The 20,287-nt window shown below is 58.9% G+C and carries 16 protein-coding genes; 5 read left to right on the top strand and 11 right to left on the bottom strand.

What is annotated here, in order from left to right; genetic code table 11:
* Positions 1–654: 654 nt before the first annotated feature.
* From IYW40_RS01890 to IYW40_RS01845, 10 genes are all read right to left on the bottom strand, one after another.
* On the bottom strand, positions 655–3,816 hold the full coding sequence (locus IYW40_RS01890; RefSeq protein ID WP_196399177.1) for a CusA/CzcA family heavy metal efflux RND transporter: 3,162 nt from the start codon (positions 3,814–3,816) through the stop codon (positions 655–657).
* On the bottom strand, positions 3,813–5,237 hold the full coding sequence (locus tag IYW40_RS01885) for an efflux RND transporter periplasmic adaptor subunit (RefSeq protein WP_124740575.1): 1,425 nt from the start codon (positions 5,235–5,237) through the stop codon (positions 3,813–3,815). The genes IYW40_RS01890 and IYW40_RS01885 overlap by 4 nt, the downstream gene beginning before the upstream one ends.
* On the bottom strand, positions 5,234–6,388 hold the full coding sequence (locus tag IYW40_RS01880) for a TolC family protein (RefSeq protein WP_245435099.1): 1,155 nt from the start codon (positions 6,386–6,388) through the stop codon (positions 5,234–5,236). Before IYW40_RS01880 ends, IYW40_RS01885 begins: the two co-directional genes overlap by 4 nt.
* An 89-nt stretch (positions 6,389–6,477) precedes the next feature.
* Entirely contained in the window at positions 6,478–6,879 is a 402-nt protein-coding gene (locus tag IYW40_RS01875; protein ID WP_245435141.1) for a FixH family protein, read from the bottom strand.
* Positions 6,880–7,671: 792 nt separating this feature from the next.
* Complete coding sequence (locus tag IYW40_RS01870; RefSeq protein ID WP_109026909.1) at positions 7,672–7,953, bottom strand: hypothetical protein; 282 nt, start codon at positions 7,951–7,953, stop codon at positions 7,672–7,674.
* A 1,278-nt stretch (positions 7,954–9,231) separates the two neighbouring features.
* On the bottom strand, positions 9,232–9,528 hold the full coding sequence (locus tag IYW40_RS21565; RefSeq protein ID WP_109026906.1) for a DUF6522 family protein: 297 nt from the start codon (positions 9,526–9,528) through the stop codon (positions 9,232–9,234).
* Positions 9,529–10,485: 957 nt separating this feature from the next.
* On the bottom strand, positions 10,486–11,232 hold the full coding sequence (locus IYW40_RS01860; RefSeq protein ID WP_109026905.1) for an ABC transporter ATP-binding protein: 747 nt from the start codon (positions 11,230–11,232) through the stop codon (positions 10,486–10,488).
* A gap of 1 nt (position 11,233) precedes the next feature.
* Positions 11,234–12,367, bottom strand: a complete 1,134-nt coding sequence (locus IYW40_RS01855) for an FtsX-like permease family protein (protein WP_109026904.1) — start codon at positions 12,365–12,367, stop codon at positions 11,234–11,236.
* Entirely contained in the window at positions 12,364–13,614 is a 1,251-nt protein-coding gene (locus IYW40_RS01850; protein ID WP_109026903.1) for an efflux RND transporter periplasmic adaptor subunit, read from the bottom strand. The genes IYW40_RS01855 and IYW40_RS01850 overlap by 4 nt, the downstream gene beginning before the upstream one ends.
* A gap of 288 nt (positions 13,615–13,902) precedes the next feature.
* A complete protein-coding gene (locus IYW40_RS01845) occupies positions 13,903–14,556 on the bottom strand; it encodes a TetR/AcrR family transcriptional regulator (RefSeq protein WP_109026902.1) in 654 nt (217 codons plus the stop codon).
* A 494-nt stretch (positions 14,557–15,050) separates the two neighbouring features.
* Between IYW40_RS01845 and IYW40_RS01840 the strand changes: the two genes are divergently transcribed.
* From IYW40_RS01840 to IYW40_RS01830, 3 genes are all read left to right on the top strand, one after another.
* Complete coding sequence (locus IYW40_RS01840) at positions 15,051–15,620, top strand: hypothetical protein (RefSeq protein WP_109026901.1); 570 nt, start codon at positions 15,051–15,053, stop codon at positions 15,618–15,620.
* Between the two features lie 867 nt (positions 15,621–16,487).
* Positions 16,488–16,739, top strand: a complete 252-nt coding sequence (locus IYW40_RS22185; protein WP_246695852.1) for a transposase — start codon at positions 16,488–16,490, stop codon at positions 16,737–16,739.
* An 88-nt stretch (positions 16,740–16,827) separates the two neighbouring features.
* Complete coding sequence (locus tag IYW40_RS01830; RefSeq protein ID WP_154454016.1) at positions 16,828–16,992, top strand: hypothetical protein; 165 nt, start codon at positions 16,828–16,830, stop codon at positions 16,990–16,992.
* Positions 16,993–17,008: 16 nt separating this feature from the next.
* On the opposite strand, the gene IYW40_RS01825 is transcribed toward IYW40_RS01830, so the two are convergent.
* The gene (locus IYW40_RS01825) at positions 17,009–17,557 is read right to left on the bottom strand and encodes a hypothetical protein (protein ID WP_124740573.1); all 549 of its coding nucleotides are present in this window, start codon (positions 17,555–17,557) and stop codon (positions 17,009–17,011) included.
* Positions 17,558–18,306: 749 nt separating this feature from the next.
* Between IYW40_RS01825 and IYW40_RS01820 the strand changes: the two genes are divergently transcribed.
* Together IYW40_RS01820 and IYW40_RS01815 are read left to right on the top strand one after the other, a co-directional pair.
* On the top strand, positions 18,307–19,284 hold the full coding sequence (locus IYW40_RS01820) for a YncE family protein (protein ID WP_158273654.1): 978 nt from the start codon (positions 18,307–18,309) through the stop codon (positions 19,282–19,284).
* A 287-nt stretch (positions 19,285–19,571) separates the two neighbouring features.
* Positions 19,572–20,273, top strand: coding sequence for a sigma-70 family RNA polymerase sigma factor (locus IYW40_RS01815; RefSeq protein WP_245435097.1), 702 nt, complete (start codon positions 19,572–19,574; stop codon positions 20,271–20,273).
* Positions 20,274–20,287: the final 14 nt, after the last annotated feature.

Here is a 20,287-nt window from a genome sequence, read left to right as displayed (position 1 = left end):
AGGCGTCCTTTGCGCAAGGTCGATCGTCGTTGCTCACTCGGCAATACGGCCGCCCCGCTTCCAGAAATGGCGGTTCCTTCAGTCACGGCCTCGACACCATTGGCTGCGGAGGCTCCCGCTCGACCGATGTCGTCGTGTATCGTCGCTCGAAAAGATCAACAACGCAAAGTTTAACGGCGGAACTGCAAGTCACTGGATGCGGTCCGCCATTTTGCTCGACGGTTTATGAGGGGCGCGGACTCCTTGGATGATATCACGCCGATGAGACCTTCCGCGCCTCGTACTGTTGCCTAAGGAACACGGCCCGACAGCAAATCGATGGTCGGACCGTTCCATTATTGTCGACGACAATTACCGTACGTCAGCTTCGCATCGAATATGCGTTCAATCACGAAGCTCTCTCCATCAGCGACAGACCCACACCCATTTTCCATGATGGCGGTGCCAGCACACATTATGTCTGTGTTGGCCAGGAGTGCTCCAATCACGATGCATGTGACGGCCATGCCCGCCGGGGACCATTCCGTGAGTCTGCGGGTCGTGCTCCTGGAGCTCTTGGGCCATCGCGGGAACGGATAGGGCCAGCATCGTCGCTAAGGCAATAGAGAGTCTAAGCATTAGTCTTTCCTCCTGTGAAGATTGTTGTGCATTGTTCTATGGAGCTGCGTGGATAGTTCCCCCCAACTCCTGTTTGACCTCTCCTTTTTGAGGCAGGCCAAACCCCTTGATCAGCGCATAGATCGCCGGAATGACAACGAGCGTCAGAGCCGTCGAAGACACCATCCCGCCAATCATCGGAACGGCGATGCGCTGCATAACTTCTGACCCTGCGCCAGTGCTCCAGAGGATCGGCACAAGCCCCGCCATGATTGCGACGACCGTCATCATCTTCGGCCGCACGCGCTCGACCGCGCCGAGCATAATCGCTTCTCGCAAATCGGCGCGAGTGAAGATCTTCCCTTTGGCCACGCGCTTGGCCGCGACCTCGCGCATTGCCGCATCGAGATAGATCAGCATCACGACGCCGGTCTCGGCGGCGACGCCAGCAAGCGCGATGAAGCCGACCGCAACCGCGACGGACATATTGAAGTTCAAGAGCCACATCAGCCACACGCCGCCGACCAGCGCGAAGGGCAGCGACAGCATGACAATCAATGTCTCGGTCAAGCGGCGGAAATTCAGGTAGAGCAGCAGGAAGATGATGAGCAGCGTCACCGGTACCACGATCTGCATGCGCCCTCGTGCGCGCTCCAGATATTCGAACTGACCGCTCCAGACGACATAAGCGCCTGCCGGGAACTCGATCGCATCGACGACCGCCTGGCGCGCTTCTTCGACAAAGCCGCCGAGATCGCGGTCGCGGATATCAACGAAGATGTAGACTGTGAGCTGGCCGTTCTCGGTGCGAATCGAGGTCGGGCCACGAACGAGTCCGACACTCGCCACTTCGCCGAGCGGAACCGTCCCGCCGCCAGGTAGGGGAATCAGCACTTCGCTGGCGATCGCTCTCGGATCGGAGCGGAAGTCGCGCGGATAGCGGATGTTGACGCCGTAGCGTTCGCGTCCTTCAACCGTCGTTGTGACGGTCTCGCCGCCGAGCGCCGTGGCGATTATCGCTTGCATGTCGCCGATCATGAGGCCGTAGCGCGCGAGCATCGCGCGATCAGGAACAATATCGAGATAATAGCCGCCGATGACGCGTTCGGCGTAGGCGCTCGAAGTTCCGGGCACGCGCTTCAAGACGGCCTCGACTTGGCGCGCGAGCCCCTCCATTTGCGACAGGTCGCGGCCAAAAATCTTGACGCCGATCGGCGTTCTGATCCCGGTCGCCAGCATGTCAATCCTGTTTCGGATCGGCATGGTCCAGGCATTCGACACGCCGGGGAATTGCAGCGCCGCGTCCATTTCGCCAATGAGCTTGTCGATCGTTATTCCAGAACGCCACTGATCCTTCGGCTTCAACTGGATGACGGTCTCTGACATTTCGAGCGGCGCCGGATCGGTCGCCGTGGAGGCGCGCCCAGCCTTGCCATACGCGGTGTGAACTTCGGGGAAGGATTTGATGATACGGTCCTGCTTTTGCAGGAGCTCGGCGGCCTTGGTGACCGAGAGCCCGGGCAGCGTCGTCGGCATGTAAAGGAGCGCACCCTCATTGAGAGTGGGCATGAATTCGCTACCGAGCTGGCGGGCCGGAATGATGGTCAGCGCTAGCGCGCCCAGCGCCAGCAGAATAGTGGCGACTTTCGCTTTGAGCACCAGACGTATGATCGGCCGATAGAGCCAAATGAGCGCGCGATTGATGGGGTTCCTCGTCTCGGGAATAATTTTTCCGCGCACGAAGACGACCATCAGCGCCGGCACGAGCGTCACGGAAAGAAGCGCCGCCGCCGCCATGGCGAACGTCTTGGTGAAGGCGAGCGGGCTGAACAGACGCCCCTCTTGCGCTTCGAGCGTGAAGATGGGCAGGAACGAAACCGTAATGATCAACAGGCTGAAGAACAGCGCGGGGCCAACCTCAGTCGCAGCATCGATCAATATCTCGATACGCCGCTTGTCGGGCAGCGCGCGCTCCAGATGCTTATGCGCGTTCTCAATCATGACGATGGCGGCGTCCACCATTGCGCCGATAGCGATGGCTATGCCGCCCAAACTCATGATGTTGGAGCCGATTCCCAGCGCCTTCATCGCGGCGAACGCCATGAGTACGCCAACGGGAAGCATGATGATGGCGACGAGTGCGCTGCGCACATGCATTAGAAAGACGACGCAGACGAGAGCAACAATGACGCCTTCTTCGACGAGTGTGCTCCTGAGCGTCTCGACGGCTGCATGAATGAGCTGGGAGCGGTCGTAAACCGAGACGATCTCAACGCCCTTGGGCAAGCTTGTCGCCATCTGCGCAAGGGTCGATTTGACATTGTCGATCACTGTGAGCGCATTGGCGCCATAACGCTGTAGCGCGATGCCGCTCGCAACCTCGCCCTCACCATTGAGTTCGGTGACGCCACGCCGCTCGTCGGGGCCGAGCTCGACGCGCGCGACATCCTTCAGGAGAAGTGGTGTGCCGTTTTCGACGCGCAGGACAATACTTTTCAGGTCGTTCACGCTGCGCAGATAGCCTCGTCCACGCACAATGAATTCAAATTCGGAAAGTTCGACCGTGCGACCGCCTACATCGGTATTGCTGGCGCGGATGGCGCCACGCACTTTCGACAGTGGAAGGCCGAGCGCGCGTAGTCGGTTAGGATCGACAACGACATTATACTGCTTGACGAAGCCGCCGACGCTCGCGATCTCAGCGACGCCTTCAGCCTTGGCGAGGCCGTAGCGGATCGTCCAGTCCTGGATCGAGCGCAATTCGGCGAGCGTCATATCCTTGGCGATGAGCGCATATTGATAGACCCAGCCGACGCCCGTCGCATCGGGACCAAGAACAGGCGTCACGCCCGCCGGCAATCTCTTACTCGCCGCGCTCAAATATTCGAGGACGCGCGCGCGCGCCCAATAAATATCGACGCCATCGTCGAAGATGACGTAGACGAAGGATACGCCGAAGAATGAAAATCCGCGCACCACTTTGGAGCGCGGAACGGTCAACATCGAAGTGGTGAGCGGATAAGTGACTTGATCCTCGACGACTTGCGGCGCCTGGCCCGGATATTCCGTATAAACGATCGCTTGCACATCGGAGAGATCGGGAATGGCGTCGAGTGGCAGTGTGCGCACGGCATAGACGCCCCCTGCGACCGCGAAGGCAGCGCCCACGAATATGAGCAATAGGTTGCGCGCCGACCAGGCGATGAGACGGGCGATCATTTGCCCGCCTCCCCTTGGTCGAGAGCTCGTAACGCCGCCTTCAAATTGCTTTCGGCGTCGATGAGGAAGTTCGCGGTCGTAACTACGCGTTCGTTTTCGCTCACGCCGCTCTTGATTTCGACGAAGCCTTCGCCGCGCCGGCCGATCTTTACTTCTCGCGGCTCGAAGCGCCCTTCGCCCTTGTCGACAATCGCCACTTGCCGTTTACCGGTGTCGATGATGGCGCTTTCTGGCGCCGTTAGCACCTTCTCGTTTCCACCGGCTGCGATCTCGACCTCCGCATACATATCTCCCCGCAGCAACCCGTCGGGGTTCGGCAGTTCGATTCTGACGCGCGCCGTTCGTGTCTCCATATTGAGATGGGGATAAATCAGAGCGACTTGCCCCTTAAAGGCTCGATCTGGGTAAGCCCGTGGCCGCACATCGACCTTTTGTCCGGGCTTGATCAAGGCGATGTCCCGCTCGGCGATGTCCGCCAGCACCCAAACTAGGGAATGATCGACGATGCGAAACAGCATGTCGCCCGGCGCGGCGCGCATGCCGTTAATTGCCGCTCGCTCCAAGACATGGCCGTCTTGCGGCGCGGGCCATGCAATCACACGTGGAACGCTGCGGGCGCGCCCGATCGCGGCGATGGCGCTTTCGTCGAGGCCGAGATTGACGAGCCGCCGCTTGGCTCCCTCCAGACGCTGGGCGTCGATCCCGCCGCCACGCCGCATGTTGAGGACGGCGACATATTCGGCGGCTGCGCTCGAAAGATTCGGCCCATACACGCGCATCAGCGTCTGGCCCTTGCGAACATAATCGCCCTCCGCAAACTTCCCGACCGATTCGATGAAGCCTTCGAAGCGCAGGGAGACGATCGAGATACGTCGCGGGTCGAAGTCGATCCTGCCCGTCGCTCGAACAGGGACGCTCAGCGTCCGGCGTTGGACGGGTTCGGAGCGAACGCCGGTCTTTTGCAGCTTTCCGGGGCTGATCGTGATGGTCGTGCCGTTCTCCGCCTCGTCCTCGTAGACGGGTACGTAATCCATTCCCATCTCGTCTTTCTTGGGAACGGGCGATGTGTCAGGCAGGCCCATTGGATGGCGATAGAAGCGCACGCGTCGTTCGCCACCAATCTTGGCGGAGCCTGCAGGAGGCTTGTCCTCGAAACTCACATCCTCGCTGGCGCGCACCGGCAGATAATCTTTGCCTGCCGATGTCTTCTTGGGCGTCGAGGAATAGGCTGGGCGACCGTCGGGATCCCTGTAGTAAATGATCGGGCCTGTCGTTGCAGGCGGCTTACCCGAGATACTAGGCCCGGCGTCACCCAGCGTTCCTGTAGGTGTGACCCATTTGAAACGTCCCTCGGCCAGCCAAGCGAGGCTGGCCGCGACGACGACAAAGCCCAAAAGAATTGCGAAGTGACGGCGAGTCATAGAGAGCCTCCCGCCAGACGTTCAAGCTCCGCGTATCTGGCTTGCTCTTCGACTTTGAGCTTAAGGATTTCGAGTTCGATCGCTCGCAGGCGTCGTTCGGCTTCCAGAGACGTCGCCAAGTCGGCGGCTCCGGCCGCAAAGCCGCTTCGCGCCGTCTCCACCGACAGCCGCGCCGGACTGAGCTGGCGTTGTTCGACGATCCGGATCGCCTTGCGCACCGCCTCCAGCCCGAACCACGCTTCGGCCACATCGCCGTCGAGCCGGATTCGGATGGCGTCGTAGCGCATCTGCGCGGCGCCGAGCCGCGAACTGGCGGCGCGCTGTTCGGCGTCTTTCGCTTCATATTGCAGCGGCACCTTGAATCCGAGCATGAACATGCCGCTATTGTCGCCGGTGGGACGCTGCACGAAATTCGCGCCAACGGTGACGTTCGGATAGTAATTCAGGTCCGTGAGTTCTTTAGTTCCGATCGCTGCGCGGACCTGCGCGCCGGTCGTGGCGAGGGCTGGATTGGCGACTCTCGCGAGCTCCTGAACGCCGGCGAGCGTCAGCTTTGTTTTCAGCGGCCGAAAGCCTTTGGGCATAGCGAGTGGCTCTTGCGAGCCGCGACCGACCAAGGCATTTAAGCGAGCGGCGGCGGCCTTTGCCTCGCCTTGACGGCGCGCGACCTCTGTTTCAGCCGTCGCCGCCTCGATCTCGGCTTTGATCACTTCCTGCTGGTCGACCGAGCTCGCGCCATAACGCAAGCGCAGGAGCGCGAGAATTTCGTCGAGCCGGCGCTTTAATCCAAGCGAAAGGTCGATCGCCCGATGCGCGGCGCCGTATTGCGCATAGGCGGCTTTGACGCGGGCGATCAAATCTGTGGCGACGGCGCGACTCTGATGCCTCGCAGCCTCGGCGTCGGCCTCTGCGACGCCGCGCTCCAGATCGAGTTTGCCCCAAAGTTTGAATTCCTGCTCGAAGCCGATCCAACGCTGGCCGATGCCGCGTCCATTCACATCCCATGCTTGCAGCGTTACCGTCGGATCGGCCAGCACGCCTGCCGCGCCCACTTTATGCGCTGCCGCATCGGCATCCAGCGCGGCCGCCGCTAGTTCAGGGCTTAGCTGATTTGCAAGGGCGACGACGCTTTCGACGTTGGCGCCGGGCAAGTTTCGCTCGGTTGCCGAAAGCGATGTTGAGCACATCAATACCGCCGCCGATTCCACAAATGAGATGGCGCGAAGGCGCCGTCCTCGACTCATGGCGCCACCTTTAGAATTAGTCGGCCTTGGACCGTGCCGCTCTCGCCCTGCACCTTTGCAGCGAGTGATATCCGCCACGTTCCCGCATCAGTCAGATCGACCTTGAATCGATAAATTCCGGGATCGGGGCTTTGCGCCGGTTCGATCATGCTGGTCATCGTCTCCATGCCATCTGGAGCCATATCGAGACGCATCGCGAAGATCACCGCGTCTGGCGCCGGCTTGTCGTCGGGCTTATGGACGAGACGTACCGATACGATCGCTTGCCCCGTCTTGAATTGCGCTGCGACGAGTCGGAATTCGTAGTCGTTGATATTGGCGCGGGCGAACGGCGCTAGGCCTAGGATGGCAAGCGCGACCAGCGCGAATAAGCGCGCCTTGCTCGAGGTCACGAGCATCATCAGATTCTCTCCGTATCCCATTAATGCGCATGGTCGTCGGGCGGATTGCAGCCGCGCTCAATCCCGACGAGGGACGTCATCGCGCCTCACGCGTCGATGCGACAACGGCGCTGGTTCCTGCGGGAATGGGATCGTGGATAACGATCCCCCTCGGCTAGCCGCAGCGACCGCTTGAGGTCGCGCCAAATCTGCTCCGGGCGCAACCGTGAGCGAGATTGGACTTTCGGCTTTAGACGATTGGAGGCCGAAGAGCGGGCGGGCTTCGCAATCCACCGAGCTCAATGTCGTCGGAGGGAATTAGCGGCGGCGCACACACCCAAAGAACGGCATCAACGAATGGTTGAAACTGCGGAAGCGCTGCTTGACTGGGCCCGCAGAGGATCTCAGCGCACACGGGGAGTGCTGCGCCGTCATGGCCGTTGTGGTCGGGACAATCGTCCATGCTCATTTCGATGCAAGCATGGTTCATCTTCGCGGCAAAAGCTCCGCCCGCCCCAGCTAAAGCTGTAGCGAGAATAACCACAGAGATCAAAAGGCGAAGGCAGCGAAGCATTTCTCTACTCTGTCAGCCGCAAACTACCATGGCAAGCGCCACGCCCAAACCATTTTCTGATCCGGCGAAGGTCGGCTACGGACGGTGTGCGCCCGGATAGCTGGACTCCGCTAGATTGTCTCTCGCCAGTGGCTGGCCGGAATAGGATTGGACTTGAAAAGCGTACTAAAGCGTGAAGGTGCTGAACTAAAACTTCGGAGCGGCATGATTTCGTGCTCATACCGTCGACTGTCGACCTATCGTGCGATGAGATTGTTGAAGAACTTTTGGCGCAAAGTTGTTTCATGCGCATGCCAGATACCGGCGCAAAGACCATCGTCGCTTGTCTGGCCGTGACAACGACCCAAATCGGAGCGATAGGCGATGCCCATAAGAAGGGCGAGAAGAAAGCGCCCGAGATCGACCGAAGGCGAAGGAAGGGCAGTTGCGGTGTTTGCCTGGAATGCGCCCTCGGCGTCCTTTCTCAAACGCGGTCCCCTGAGTTCCTGCCCCCGCGCACGCGAATCGGCCGTGTTCATGTTCCAAATCCAGCGACAGAGCTTCCTTGGTTAGCTCGGCTCGCCGACGTCCTTGTGATTTATCAGAGAAGATGCGCGTTCAGTAATAGCCTTAAGAGGAAGCCGAAGTTCGAAGATCAACCCGTTTGGGTTAAAATCGATCGTTGCTTGTCCACCGAACGGCTTTCCCGACTCGAGTAAGATGGTATTGCCGAATCCGTTCGCTGTCGGTCGAGGATGGATGGGCGGCCCGCCGGCTGGCGACGACATACGACGCCAGCCCCGTTTTTGCACGCGCAGTACAAGCGTGATGAATCTGTAGCCCAGAGTTTTCGAAAAAGGCATCTCGCTCTCTTTTTTTGTCCGCACCTAGTCCCTCACATCGCCCATCCTACGCCTATCGATGATGCACTTGGGTAGCGCGGCTCGAGAGAAGATGCCAAAGACGCTTAGGCTCTGCCTATGACAGAAAGGGTTCTTTCGATGTGGGTCAACCCCCGAGTTTCTTACGAGGACAAATTGAAAGCCCTCACATTAGCTTGCCTCCAAGCCAATCCGGAGCTGGTCAAAAGAATTGAAAGCCGTCCAAATTGCGCTGCAAGCGCGAGCGACGTAATCGGCATTGTCGACATTAAGGTGCTGCTTATGAAGGACGTCTCTGATCGCAGGTGCCTGTCAAATATTGAGACCCTGTCGTGTTGGTGGAATTTCAAGAAAGACGCGTTGAGTTCTCAATCAGACGAATGCATCGGTTTTTTATATGAAACTCTCCTCTATCTCACACGCTAAATTCAGATTCGCCATTCTGAACGAATCCGGGGCACGGCCAGGATCGCGGTCCTTTTTGTGGTGCGCATTGCGAGCCGGCGGGAATGGTCGATGGTAAGCAGCAGCGCCTCGTGCTGTAAATTAGAAGAGGTCGGCGAGTCGGACCCCTCAGAGGTTTGCAGACAGCTTTTCGTTGGCCCGAGCCCATAGGCCGCAGCTCGCGCGGCAACGCGTCAATGCTACGCCCTCGCCACGTCGGCCGCAGGGCGTCGGCGTCGTCATCGAGGCGGAGCACAGCTGCACGACGCTGTGGGGGTCAACACGACGGACTCGCTCCTGACGATGAGCCGGCTGCTCGGCGTGAACCGCGACCACTCGCGCACCCGCAAGGAATTCCTTGCCATGGTGCAGGGGAGGCGAGCGCTGCGCCTAGCAAGTTGTGGAAATTAGCGCCGCGCCGGCGGCGGTACTTGCAAGGCGCCCAGACGAGTCGATGTGATTTATTGGCAAGAGCGCCGGCGCAGCCATAGCTCATGGACGGGATTGTGGTCGCGAAGAGCTGGCGCGTTTAGCCAGGAGCGGGTCTTCGTGGACCGCGCCGTCCCCATCCAGGACGAAGCGCCAAAGCAATATTCCGCGCCGGAAGGTGAGGCGAGTTTTGCCATAATCCTCGCCTTCTCCCCGCTCGCAGGTCGCCACGATTGTTCCCCGCTGCAGTTCCGTGCGAAAGGCTTCGACGGAGAGTCCGAATTTTGGCGCAACGAAAGTCGCGTCCACAACGAAGTCTTCGCCGTCACGGACAATGTCCGCACATCTGGGATTGGCCATCCTGTCCTCCGCTCGCCGGGTCAAGGCCGGCACCCAAAATCAAGTGCCGTTGCTTTATAGCCGACGAGGCAGGGTCGTGTCGCGGCGAAAGAGGCGTGCTTCGATTCAGCGGTTCATCAAAACGCCTTTAGGCTCGGCTTCGGCAACAATGGGGCTGACCTGAGCTTAAAGGAGGTCGATTTTCGCTGGACCTACATCTCATCGCCGCTCAATCGCCGCCACGTGCCGTCCGGCTGAACAGCCGCGCGATCTTGCGTGCTAACGGCGCGCGTGAGCGCCGCAGAATGCGCTTCTCCGCTCTTTTCCTGCGCACGCGCCGCGGCCTTGGGCTCCAAAGCGCGCCGCAGACGCCGATACGCTCAGCGATCACCGCGTCCTGCCTTGGAGTGAAGATGACTCCTGGGAGCAGGTTGGAATGAAATCGGCGGAACGTGAGAATAGCATGGCTCTGCTCCTCTTCGAAATCTCAGACCTCATCAAAACTCACTCAGAGGGCTTATCTCATGAACAGGAACACCTTGGCGATTATAAGGGACTGGGTTGGGCGCTGGTCAGACGAACGTTTCGCCGGGGCGCTCAATCGAATGGTCATCCCTCCGGCAAGGGCAAACCTCAAGTGCGCTCCCGTGCGTCGCGCGCGGTATCCAAGCCTATAATCTTCAGAATGGCTGACGATGACCGAGGCGGCTCAGGCGTCGAGCATAATGAAAGATAGGTTGAGCCATCTTAGCAAGGCTGGCCATTTTCGCCCGCGGCAGGTTGTTTCCGCAGTGCGTAACAAATCCGTGTTAACAGGACCGATGAAATGGCGGGGCTCGAAAAGGGCGCCCGTATCGCATCGCCAACGAGAAGACGCTTCCAGTATTTTACTACGCACGCACCATGATGGGTGTCATCGCAGCTTCGACACGCGTTGTTGTTTTGGATGCTCCGCTTGAGACAAAAGAGCTCAGCCTCTCACAAAGGCGAGTCCAGTCTTGAGACGTCGATCTGCTCGTCGTGCATCCCGAACAGCCTGCCGTCCCGTAGCTGATGGATGTGATCGAAGCGATCGAAAATCTTCTCGTCATGCGTTACGGCGATGATCGCGGCGTCGTGCTCGACCGCGAGCTTGCGCAAGAGGTCCATGACGATGCCGGCGCGCTTGGAGTCGAGGGCGGCCGTTGGTTCGTCCGCGAGAATGATGCGAGGGCTGTTCGCTAGCGCCCGCGCGATGGCCACCCGCTGCGCTTCGCCACCGGAGAGCTTGGCCGGCATCGCTTTTGCGCGGTGGCCGATCTCGAGATAATCGAGCAAAGCCACGGCCCGCTTGCGCGCATTAGCAATGTCGACGCCGGCCAATTGCAACACGATCGCCACGTTATCGGTCACATCGAGGAACGGCAGCAGGTTGTGGAACTGGAAGATGAACCCGATCTTGTCGAGCCTGAGACGCCGCAAATCACCCCGAAGCCGGCGGCCATCGCGGACGACCAGTTCGCCGTCGAGCTCCATGCACCCCGAGGACGGATCCAAAATGCAGCCGATGATGTTAAGGAGGGTGGTCTTGCCGGAACCGGAGGGGCCAAGCAGCGCTACGACCTGTCGGGGGTAAACCTCTAGCGAAACATCGCGCACTGCATCGACGCGGGTTTCTCCCTCGCCAAAGTGTTTTGAGATGCGATCCAGCCGAACAAGCGGCGCGCCAGAGCTTGTGGTTTGCATCTCAGCCCCCAAGCGCGGTCGCCGGATCGACCCTGAGCGCGGCGCGGACGCCAAGGACGCTCGATAGAAGGCATACTACGAAGACAATGGCTCCCAGAATGACAACATTATCCGGCTCCAGCACCACACGTCGTGGAAAGTAGTCCTGAATATTGACGATAAGTGCGCCACCGATTGCAAATCCGATGAAGCCGAGCGCCATGGCTTGCTGCACGATCATCCCGATGATCGTTCTGTCGGGCGCTCCAATCAATTTCAAGGTGGCGATCTGCTTCAGTTTCTCCATGGTCATCGTGTAGATAATAAGCGCGATGATCACCGCGGAGACGACCAGCAGCAGGCCTGTAAAAAGCGCGATTTGTCGGCGCGCACGGTCAACGAGCGAAAGTGTCAGAATGTTCTCTTGAGCTTCCTGGGTAATGGCCGCGAGATGCTTCCACCGCTTGATTGTGCTAGCGACGGCCTCCGAAGAAGAGTTCGGATGCAGACGCGCCACGACCGCATTGACGGTGTCCCGAGTTGATCCGCCCTCGCCACGAGCGAGTTTGAGTCGCGCCGCCGACGGCGCGAGATCGAACTGCAGTTTCTGCGCGTCCTGCAGCGTGACGTAGACGGCCGGGTCGCCTCCCGAACTGACCTGGTGCTGCGTGAGACCAACCACCGTGAACATGCTTCGGCCGAGCGCGACCCGATCGCCGAGGACAAGACCGGCAGCGCGGTCGGCGACTATCTCATAGTGGCTGCGAGCAACTCCGCGACCTTCGATGATTACTGGCGGACCGCCTGGTCGCGTCGGCTCGTAACCGATGACGTAGAGCCGGAGCTTGTTGCCCATGTGCTCACTCTCTACCGTCTGATACGTGACGCTTCCGGCGGCGTCCACGCCCGCGATGCGGGCGATCGCCTCCCGCGTGTCTCCTGGAATGCGAGATATCTCCGCGAAGGGACCGCGCGTACTGGATTCCACAACCCACAAATCGACAGCCGGCGCTCGGGCGATGGTCAGCGCCTCAACGACGAGCCCGCGATAGATGCCGATCATTGCGAGCACGACTCCGAGCAGGAGGCCAAGTCCCAGGCAGGTCAATAGGAACCGACCGAGATTGTGCATAATGTCGCGATATGCAAGGTTCATTTCTTGCTGGCCTCGATCGTCCAAATAAAGCGGCCTTCGCGTAAGCCGCTCTCCAGGTTCGCCACGACACGCGCATCTCCGGGCAGGCCATCCACGATCTCAAGACGCGCGTCCTCCGTGCGATGTCGGAATTTTACCAGACGCCTCCGCAACCGGCCGGACTCGACCGTCCATACCCGGCCTTGCCGTCCGTCGTAGCCCTGCACGACGGCCTCTGGAACGAGGATCGCTCTATCAAGCTGAGCGACGGTGATCCAGACCTCCACCTGCTCGCCGAGATAGACTCGGAATGGCGGATTGTCGCCCTTAATGAGAACGCGCCGTTCCTCCGTAATGCGATCGCTTTCGAGGCCAATGCGGGCGACCCGTCCTGTGAACGCATCCTGCGGACGCGAGCGAAGGCGTGCATCGACATGTTGCCCTTCCTGGATAAATCCCGCGCGCGCTTCGTCGACATGAGCGAGACCCCAGTACGTGTCAGCCGCAATGAGCGTGAAAATTGGATCGCCAGCCTTGACGACAGAGCCCAGTTCCTTGTGGCGCTCCATAATCACGGCGTCGTAGGGAGCCGTGAGCGTCCTATGGCGCAACATCGTTTCTTCGAACTGATACTGAGCTCGCGCATCGGCCAGTTGCGCCTTCGCGCTGGCAATCTCGCTATCTGCAACGGCAACATCGGCGCGGGCTACGGCCTCGTCTCTGAAAGCCTCCTCTGCGACTTGCTTTGTGACGATGCTTCGCGCAACAAGCGCCTGCTTGCGCCGATTGGCTTCCTGTCTTTGCGCCATCACCGCCCGCGCCCTCTCGAGATTGGCATCCGCCCGGTTGATGTTCGTCTCGGCGATCAAGAGCGCAGCGCGCGCCTTTGCGACCTTGGCCTCTTGTTCGCTACTGGCGAGGCGCGCGAGGACCTGGCCCTTCGTCACGCGGTCGCCGTGGTCCGCGTGCAGTTCGACCAGCGTGGCCCCCACTTCGAAACCGATTTTCGACATCACACGGGCCTCGACCGTGCCAAGCCCAAAGACTCGGATCGGCACGTTCTTTTCAATTGACGCGACCTCGACGGCGATCGGACGGTTCGCGTAAACGATTAGAGCCACGGCGATGGCAAACAGTACGCCGGAGGTCGCCAGGGCGTATCTAGCGATACGCCCGCGAAGCGCTGCGGCATACAAGAGGCTGGCTCCGGTCTTTTCGCCAATAGACGTGTCAGGCCCCCTGGCCGATCGTTCGGAGGACTCATTCATGATCAGTCTCCCGGTCGCATAGAGTTCCGCTCCAATGAGGGACTATCGTTCATTCATTGCCGCCACGTCGGAGATCCTCCAGCCCTCGGCCAGCGTGCGAATGCGTTCCATGCCGGCCGGCAGTGGCGCGTCGCTCTCCCACTTCCTTGTCACGTTGAGCATGGATCGAGCCCGATTGGCCTGATCGGTAGTGTTTTCGCCATGTCGCGTCGGAGCCTCCCGACATGCCGAGCTAGAACGCCAGCGCGGCTCCCAAGTTCGTTCCCGCTTGCCATGAACTTGCGCGCATCATCGCCTGATCTTTCCTCTTGGAGTTCTTGCATTCAGCGTCTCAGCATCGGAGGCGCCTGACTTCACGCCACGGAGGTAGATGCCGAGAACTCCATGAGCATGGGTGCGAACGCCTTTGATGTCGCCCGACAGCAATGATTGCATCACCAGACCCTGGATCATCCCGATGAACAGGATCGCCGCCGCATGCGTGTCCAGATCATTGGCTGCTTCTCCAGCCGCCTTGGCCTCCTCAAGCTTTTTTGCAAGCCGCTCGGCATAGCGCTTGATGAGCATCCGTGCGATTTTCGTGGCGGGTGCGGCTTCGGCGCGCTGCAATTCACCGAACATCATTCGAGGCACGCCAGGATATTCGATCACGAACTCGATATGACTCATGAACATCGCTCGCAATCCGTCCATCGGCGAGCATGCGCCTTCTGCCGCATGATCAATGCGATCCAGCAAACGATTGGTCACCCACTCCATCACCGCCTCCCAGATCGCATCCTTCGTGGGGAAGTGACGAAACAAGGCGCCCTGCGTCACGTTCATGTGCTTAGCGATCGCTGCTGTCGTGATCTCGCTGGGGTTCTGCGCGCCGGAAAGTACGACAACTGCTTCGACGGTGAGTGATCGGCGCTCCTCGGCCGGAAGATACTTGGACTGCATGCTGCGGCTTGGCTCGGATAATAGTAAGCAATTACTATTATTGGTTAGCCGACTGCGTTGTCAAGGGACAGGCCTTCCTCTCCCGTGGCGTCGCGCTTAAGTAGAGTTGGATACGTTAGGAGCGCGGCGAGCGGGAGCTGATTACTCACTTTTCCGCTGAGCGGAACAAGCGGAGAACCGTGGCATTGATCCTCTCCATAGAGCGTTGGCTGGAAAAAAGGGGACGCCATGGCTGAGCTGCCCAGACGGCGATCAGGTTTTCTGGTTCAGCGAGATCTTAATCGAGCGATCGGAGACGTGGGATATAGGGCCCCATTAGCGTAACCGCCCCCATAACCAAGCTCTATCTTGATCTTTGTGGCTACCTTTTCATATCGCAACGCTTTACAGAGTTGCGAGATTAGGGTCGCCGACATTTCGCCGGGACCAAAGCGCTACGGCCGATGCCGCCAACTTGCCAGTTGCGCGAAGAAAGCCTTCCCTCCGGAGCTAGAATGCGCAACTTTTTTCGAACACTTGCGCCCGAGCAATTCGATGCGAGCGTCGCAATCCGCGCCGACGGAAGCTATTTTTATTCGTACGACGGCATTCTTATTTTCGTGCCCGCTCTTATTCAGGCCTGCCGAGCGGGTTTCCTGGAAGCACGCCTGGAGGCCCGACTTAAACATGCCGCTGCGCAATTGCGCGACGAAGGCTTTCGATATGCCCAATATCTTGCCCGAGGACGTTACGCAGTATTCTTGGAGCGATCGGTCGCTAGAGGCCAATCGTCCTGTTTCCCATCACGCGAGATGAAGGTGTTTTGCATTCAGCCGCAAGCCGACGGCGCTATCGTGATTGGCGGCTCTCGACCAGACGCTAACGCCCCATGTCAACTTTCCGGAACAGATGCAGAAATCGACGGACGGCTCACCGTCAGGTTAGAAAAAGGCGTCAATGTCGTCAAACATAATGCGCAGACCAAGCGGTCGAATTTGAACCATTTCCTCGTCTACCAATGGCGCATTAAATCACCAGACGCCGACCCGTTCATGGTCGTCCAGCTTCCAGAATTAGGTCGATAAGTCTGATAGCGCCTTGGTAACGCTCATCTTCGACTCGCCGGGCTGCCACGACTTCAGAAAATCGATCCAGCCCCGGCTCAACCAGGACGCTGCCGTTAGTTGCGTGCCATTTAAGCATCGGGTTTCGTTCTGGCGCGAGCGTATCGTCCTTTTACACCGATGCCCCTCATACAAGACGAGTAGAGGATCTCTCGAGCAGCGGCCATAACGCGGACGTATGCCGCCAATCACAGTTCGAGCACGGCATCATGAAGGCAATAAGCCCTTGCAGAAAGGTACAAATCTGATGACGCGCTCAGTCGCGTCGAACCAAAGCAGAGTAGCATCTAAGGCGGAGAGGATCGAGCTACCGAATTCGTTGACAGTGGACTGATGGCTATTTCGACGATGGCCTCCGCCCCGAGGCTGTTACAACTTTGGGCATGGCGCTCCGCGAACCAATGTCCAACGCCCCGTTTAACCTTGCTAAGAAAATCGAGACCGCGGTCGTCCGCCAAGTGACCGAGATCACATATCAAGTCCGCAATAGCATGCGCCTCGACAGTGCCGCACTCCTGTTGAAAAACGGCGACTGCATTAGCGCCGGCGGCTATGTGATTGGCCTTATTCATCGTTTCTCCAACCTGACAATTAGCTGGACCCTTGGAGCAGGATATCAAGTCGGGAACTTGCACAATCACAGAGCGATAGGAGCTGATCAGCGGTCAGTGCTGTTACGGCCCCACCTTCAAACGAACGATGAAAGCGGCGAGTCTGATCTCCTGATTTGGAGATAAGGCTTATGTCTAGACTTGATCTTTCGCTTGAGCCGAACGGCTCCGGGTTACGGCGCATCGAGGTGATCACTGGAGCTGGTGGTCGGCGCCGGTGGTCCGAAGGGGAGAAGGCGCTGGCAGTCGAAGGGAGTCGCTGGCTCCTGACGCGGTCGTCTCGCAGGTCGCGCGTCGACATGGCGCTACGCCACAGCAACTGTTCACCTGGCGAAGGGAGGCGCGCCGGAGGGCAGAGGCGGCGGGTTGCAATATTCTTCATCATTCCCCTCCGTTCATTTCTGATGCGGCAACTCAACTATGCCGAAAAAGGGGGGAGCCATTCCATAATCTTACGCTAAAGCGCTGATGGAGGTTCGCTGGTATCTCGGGATGGAGTTGCGCAGATAAGCCGGACCGCTGCGCGAAGGCCCTATTGCGCACCAAAGGAGCCGGCGATGAAGAAGCATGAAATCGTCTTGGCGCAGGCCCATGCGACGCTGTTCGATCTGCCCAACCGCCCCGTCCCCGACGGCGATCTTCGGCGCCATAATTTAATGGTCCCAGCGCGGAAAGCCGCGTGGGTCGTCGGATGCAAAGAAATCTCAATTGGCAACTATTAGCGAAACGCAGAATGCCTCACATGGCGCCTTGCGGAACGTCTCGGTGATCCAGACGAGTCATCGAATACCGTATGATACTGGTTGTGACAGGCAACAGTAGCGCTCCTCCAAGTATGGCTACGATCATGATCGCTATCCACGTCGTCCTGTAGTTTGCGAGCGCTTCTTCGGGCATCAACCCTTGGAAGGGCGGCATCGCTCCAATGTCAATGATGAGGCCTAGAAAGGCAAAAAACAAAGATAGCACGATCATTTGCGCAGGGGGATTCTTCGCCCAGGCATATAAATCGGCTCCAGAAGTGCGGTTGCTTTCATTTTTTGTTTCTGCAGCGCTATTTTGTGCATCATCTCCGACAAGCTCTCCGCACCGAAACACGCCGACTTGCATTCCGCCATTTTCAACACTTTTCGCGCCAGTTCCGTTCACTTGATTTGCGGAAGGCGGAACCCCGGGGCGGCTAAGGAACACGTCGTCGGATCGCCAAGGTAGTTCAATGGCGTTTGCCGCCGGCGGAGGCGTGAGTAGGAAAGTGGCGAGCGCAAGTAGGTAGAAAACGTGGTTCATGCCATTGGGTCCTGCTACTTGGAGTTATTCGCCGACTCGGAGATCGCCCATCGTGCCGAATGCATGACGCCTCTTAGATGTGATGAAAAGACGAAATCTTACTTAGAGTCGGACTCAAATTCACATCTCGATTATCCAGGGCGATGCGTCGATGGATGCCTCCGATCTCTGGAGAGACTTAGCGGCGATTGAGCCAAGCGAGCGTTCGTTCGACCAACGCCGTGCGCGAGGATGAATTCCAAGGTATCGATTTCGGAGGACCGCAAGCCTCGCTCGCGCTATTGCGGAAGCGAGCGGTGTGGTGCCCCCTTAGCATCGACAGTCACGCGGGAAAGGCAATCCGTTCTCAGCCGCGACGTTCACTCACACGCGCCAATCACGTCACCCTTTTATAGCGGGCGTTGCTTGCTATTACCGCACCGAGCGGCTTGCGTGTCGCAGCTTTCGTTGACAACGAAGGAAATTGGTGGATCATCGCGCCTGCGAGGGTGGCGATCCCTATTCCAGGCGGTATGCCCAAGCATCGCGGACGGCTCTTCAAAGCCGAGGATTCCGGATGCCGTCTTTATATCGACGTCTGTCTATGGACTTGACCGCTCGGCTCTACATTTGGCGGCGTGCCCCGGAGCGTCTGTTGTCGCGCCAGCAAAGCTGCGCGCGCAGCACGCGGCGGCTTTCTCATTGCGCCTCGCCTTGAACGCAGGCCGGCGGGCGCTTCGAATCCATCCAAAATCAAAAGGAGAAAGCACTTGGTTTCCGCGATCATTCGCATTGTTCTCTTAACGAGCGCCCTGGCGCTTGCAATAGGCGCGCCGCAGCTGCGCGCCGAACCTGCGACGCCCATCAAGGGGACCGCCTATGTGACCTCGTGGTTCGGCGGCGTCGTTTCCGTTATAGATCTCGCATCAGGCGCACTGAAGAAGAAAATCCCAGTCGGCATCCACAATCATAACGTCACGCTGCGTCCCGATCAGAAACAAGCTTGGGTCACGAACAACAACGCGGGGACCTTATCCATCATCGATACGCAAGCAAACAGCGTGATCAAAGCGCTGCCAACAGGAAAGGGTCCGCGACACATCTTTTTCAGCGCCGATGGCAAGGAAGCATACGTTACGAACGAGTTCGACGACCGGGTCGAAATTTTTGACGCGCAGGCGGGTGCATCGCTTGGCGTCGTCAAGGTCGGCGCGATGCCGCATTTCGCGCTCGCTTCAGGCGACAGGCTTTTCGTCTCCAATTTCGGCGGCGGCGACGTGACGGTGCTCTCACGCGCAAAACGCCAGGCGCTCGCGACGATCGCTGTCGGAACAGGGCCGCTGGGCCAAGGCGCGACCAAGGACGGCAAGCGCGTTTATGTCGCCTGTCACAACGCCAATCTCGTCGCCGTGATCGACGCCGAAAGCCTTCGGCGGATCGCGGATATCGAGACCGATGCGGGACCGGTGCAAGTCACGGTCGCGCCAAATCAGACCTTCGCTTATGTCGCTAATGACGGGGCGGGCACGGTGCAGAAAATCGACCTTGCCGTGAACAAAGTCATCAAAACGATCTCCATAGCGCCGGACGCGGGTAGTCACGGCGTCGGCTTCGCCGGCGACGGTCGCTGGCTCCTCATCACCAATACGGGAGCCAACAGCCTCTCGATCTTCGACACGCAGACGGATGAGATTGTGAAGACAATCTTCGTTCCGACAGCGCCTGAAGGCGTTGCGGTCCGGCGTTGAATAGCATCTTTTTTGCGAAACGGGGGAGACGCTCGCAATTCAATGGCGCCAGACTGCCCGAATCAGTCTTGTTCTCTTTAGCTATAACGGCGCTTCGAAATTCCAAGGACTATCGTCCATGCCGCGGGCGCCGTTTAGCAGCTTTCCCTGCCCGCAGCGGATCAGAGACTTAGTTGCGCCGCAAAAAATCCCAGCCGTTCATGAGGATGGCATTTCCCTAAAGTGTTGCTACATTTGGCTGCGGTACGCGTTTGTCACGCACCCGCGTTAATTTCTCCTGAGCCGTGATGGAAATTATGCAACGATCCAATGCAGAGTGGCTGACGGCGCTTCAGGAGAGCGGTCGAGACCAACAGTTGGCGCTTGCGGACCTTCGAGCACGACTGCTTGCGGCAATTCGGGCCTATTTGGCGAAAGGCTACGCCACGCAAGAATCAACGCGTTCAGATGAAGCGCAGCACCTTGCTGAAGACTGCGCACAAGAGGCCATTCTCATTATACAATCAAAACTTGGAGACTTTCGCGGCGAAAGCCGCTTTATGACTTGGGCTTATTCAATCGCAATCAGAGTCGTGCTCGGAGAGCTGCGCCGCCGTCGCTGGCGAGAAGCTACGATCGAGCGCGCTCAGCTTGGACAGACTTTGCCGGCTTGGCCGATTCAAGAACCGGGGCCGGAGCGCAGTCTACAGCAGCGCGAAGCGTGGACTCTACTTGCGCGACTTATCGGCGCCAAGCTTACTCCCTTGCAACGGACCGCACTTGTCGCTCACGCTTTTCAGGGGATGCCCTTGGACGAGGTCGCCGAATGGTTGGGTTCTAATCGGAATAATCTTTACAAACTCATCCACGATGCGCGTAAACGGCTCAAGCAGGCTTTGCTCGAAGAAGGCGTGACGCACAAAGATCTTATTGCCGTGTTTGACGAGCCAAAATCGGGAACCCATCTCCATTCGGAGGGTAAGACTTCCTCCGTTCAACGCATCTTATAGTCAGTCGTGCCGGA

The organism is Methylocystis sp. H4A (assembly GCF_015709545.1).
Classification (GTDB): Bacteria; Pseudomonadota; Alphaproteobacteria; order Rhizobiales; family Beijerinckiaceae; genus Methylocystis; species Methylocystis silviterrae.
This window is presented reverse-complemented; position numbering and strand designations above follow the sequence as displayed.

What these genes read in the sequence shown, in the direction of transcription:
- IYW40_RS01825 (WP_124740573.1), bottom strand. Translation starts at nt 17,557, where the DNA reads ATGAACCACGTTTTCTACCTACTTGCGCTCGCCACTTTCCTACTCACG.
- IYW40_RS01845 (WP_109026902.1), bottom strand. Translation starts at nt 14,556, where the DNA reads ATGCAGTCCAAGTATCTTCCGGCCGAGGAGCGCCGATCACTCACCGTC.
- IYW40_RS01860 (WP_109026905.1), bottom strand. Translation starts at nt 11,232, where the DNA reads ATGCAAACCACAAGCTCTGGCGCGCCGCTTGTTCGGCTGGATCGCATC.
- IYW40_RS01830 (WP_154454016.1), top strand. Translation starts at nt 16,828, where the DNA reads ATGAAGAAGCATGAAATCGTCTTGGCGCAGGCCCATGCGACGCTGTTC.
- IYW40_RS01850 (WP_109026903.1), bottom strand. Translation starts at nt 13,614, where the DNA reads ATGAATGAGTCCTCCGAACGATCGGCCAGGGGGCCTGACACGTCTATT.
- IYW40_RS21565 (WP_109026906.1), bottom strand. Translation starts at nt 9,528, where the DNA reads ATGGCCAATCCCAGATGTGCGGACATTGTCCGTGACGGCGAAGACTTC.
- IYW40_RS01875 (WP_245435141.1), bottom strand. Translation starts at nt 6,879, where the DNA reads ATGCTCGTGACCTCGAGCAAGGCGCGCTTATTCGCGCTGGTCGCGCTT.
- IYW40_RS01890 (WP_196399177.1), bottom strand. Translation starts at nt 3,816, where the DNA reads ATGATCGCCCGTCTCATCGCCTGGTCGGCGCGCAACCTATTGCTCATA.
- IYW40_RS01885 (WP_124740575.1), bottom strand. Translation starts at nt 5,237, where the DNA reads ATGACTCGCCGTCACTTCGCAATTCTTTTGGGCTTTGTCGTCGTCGCG.
- IYW40_RS01840 (WP_109026901.1), top strand. Translation starts at nt 15,051, where the DNA reads ATGCGCAACTTTTTTCGAACACTTGCGCCCGAGCAATTCGATGCGAGC.
- IYW40_RS01815 (WP_245435097.1), top strand. Translation starts at nt 19,572, where the DNA reads ATGGAAATTATGCAACGATCCAATGCAGAGTGGCTGACGGCGCTTCAG.
- IYW40_RS01870 (WP_109026909.1), bottom strand. Translation starts at nt 7,953, where the DNA reads ATGAACACGGCCGATTCGCGTGCGCGGGGGCAGGAACTCAGGGGACCG.
- IYW40_RS01855 (WP_109026904.1), bottom strand. Translation starts at nt 12,367, where the DNA reads ATGAACCTTGCATATCGCGACATTATGCACAATCTCGGTCGGTTCCTA.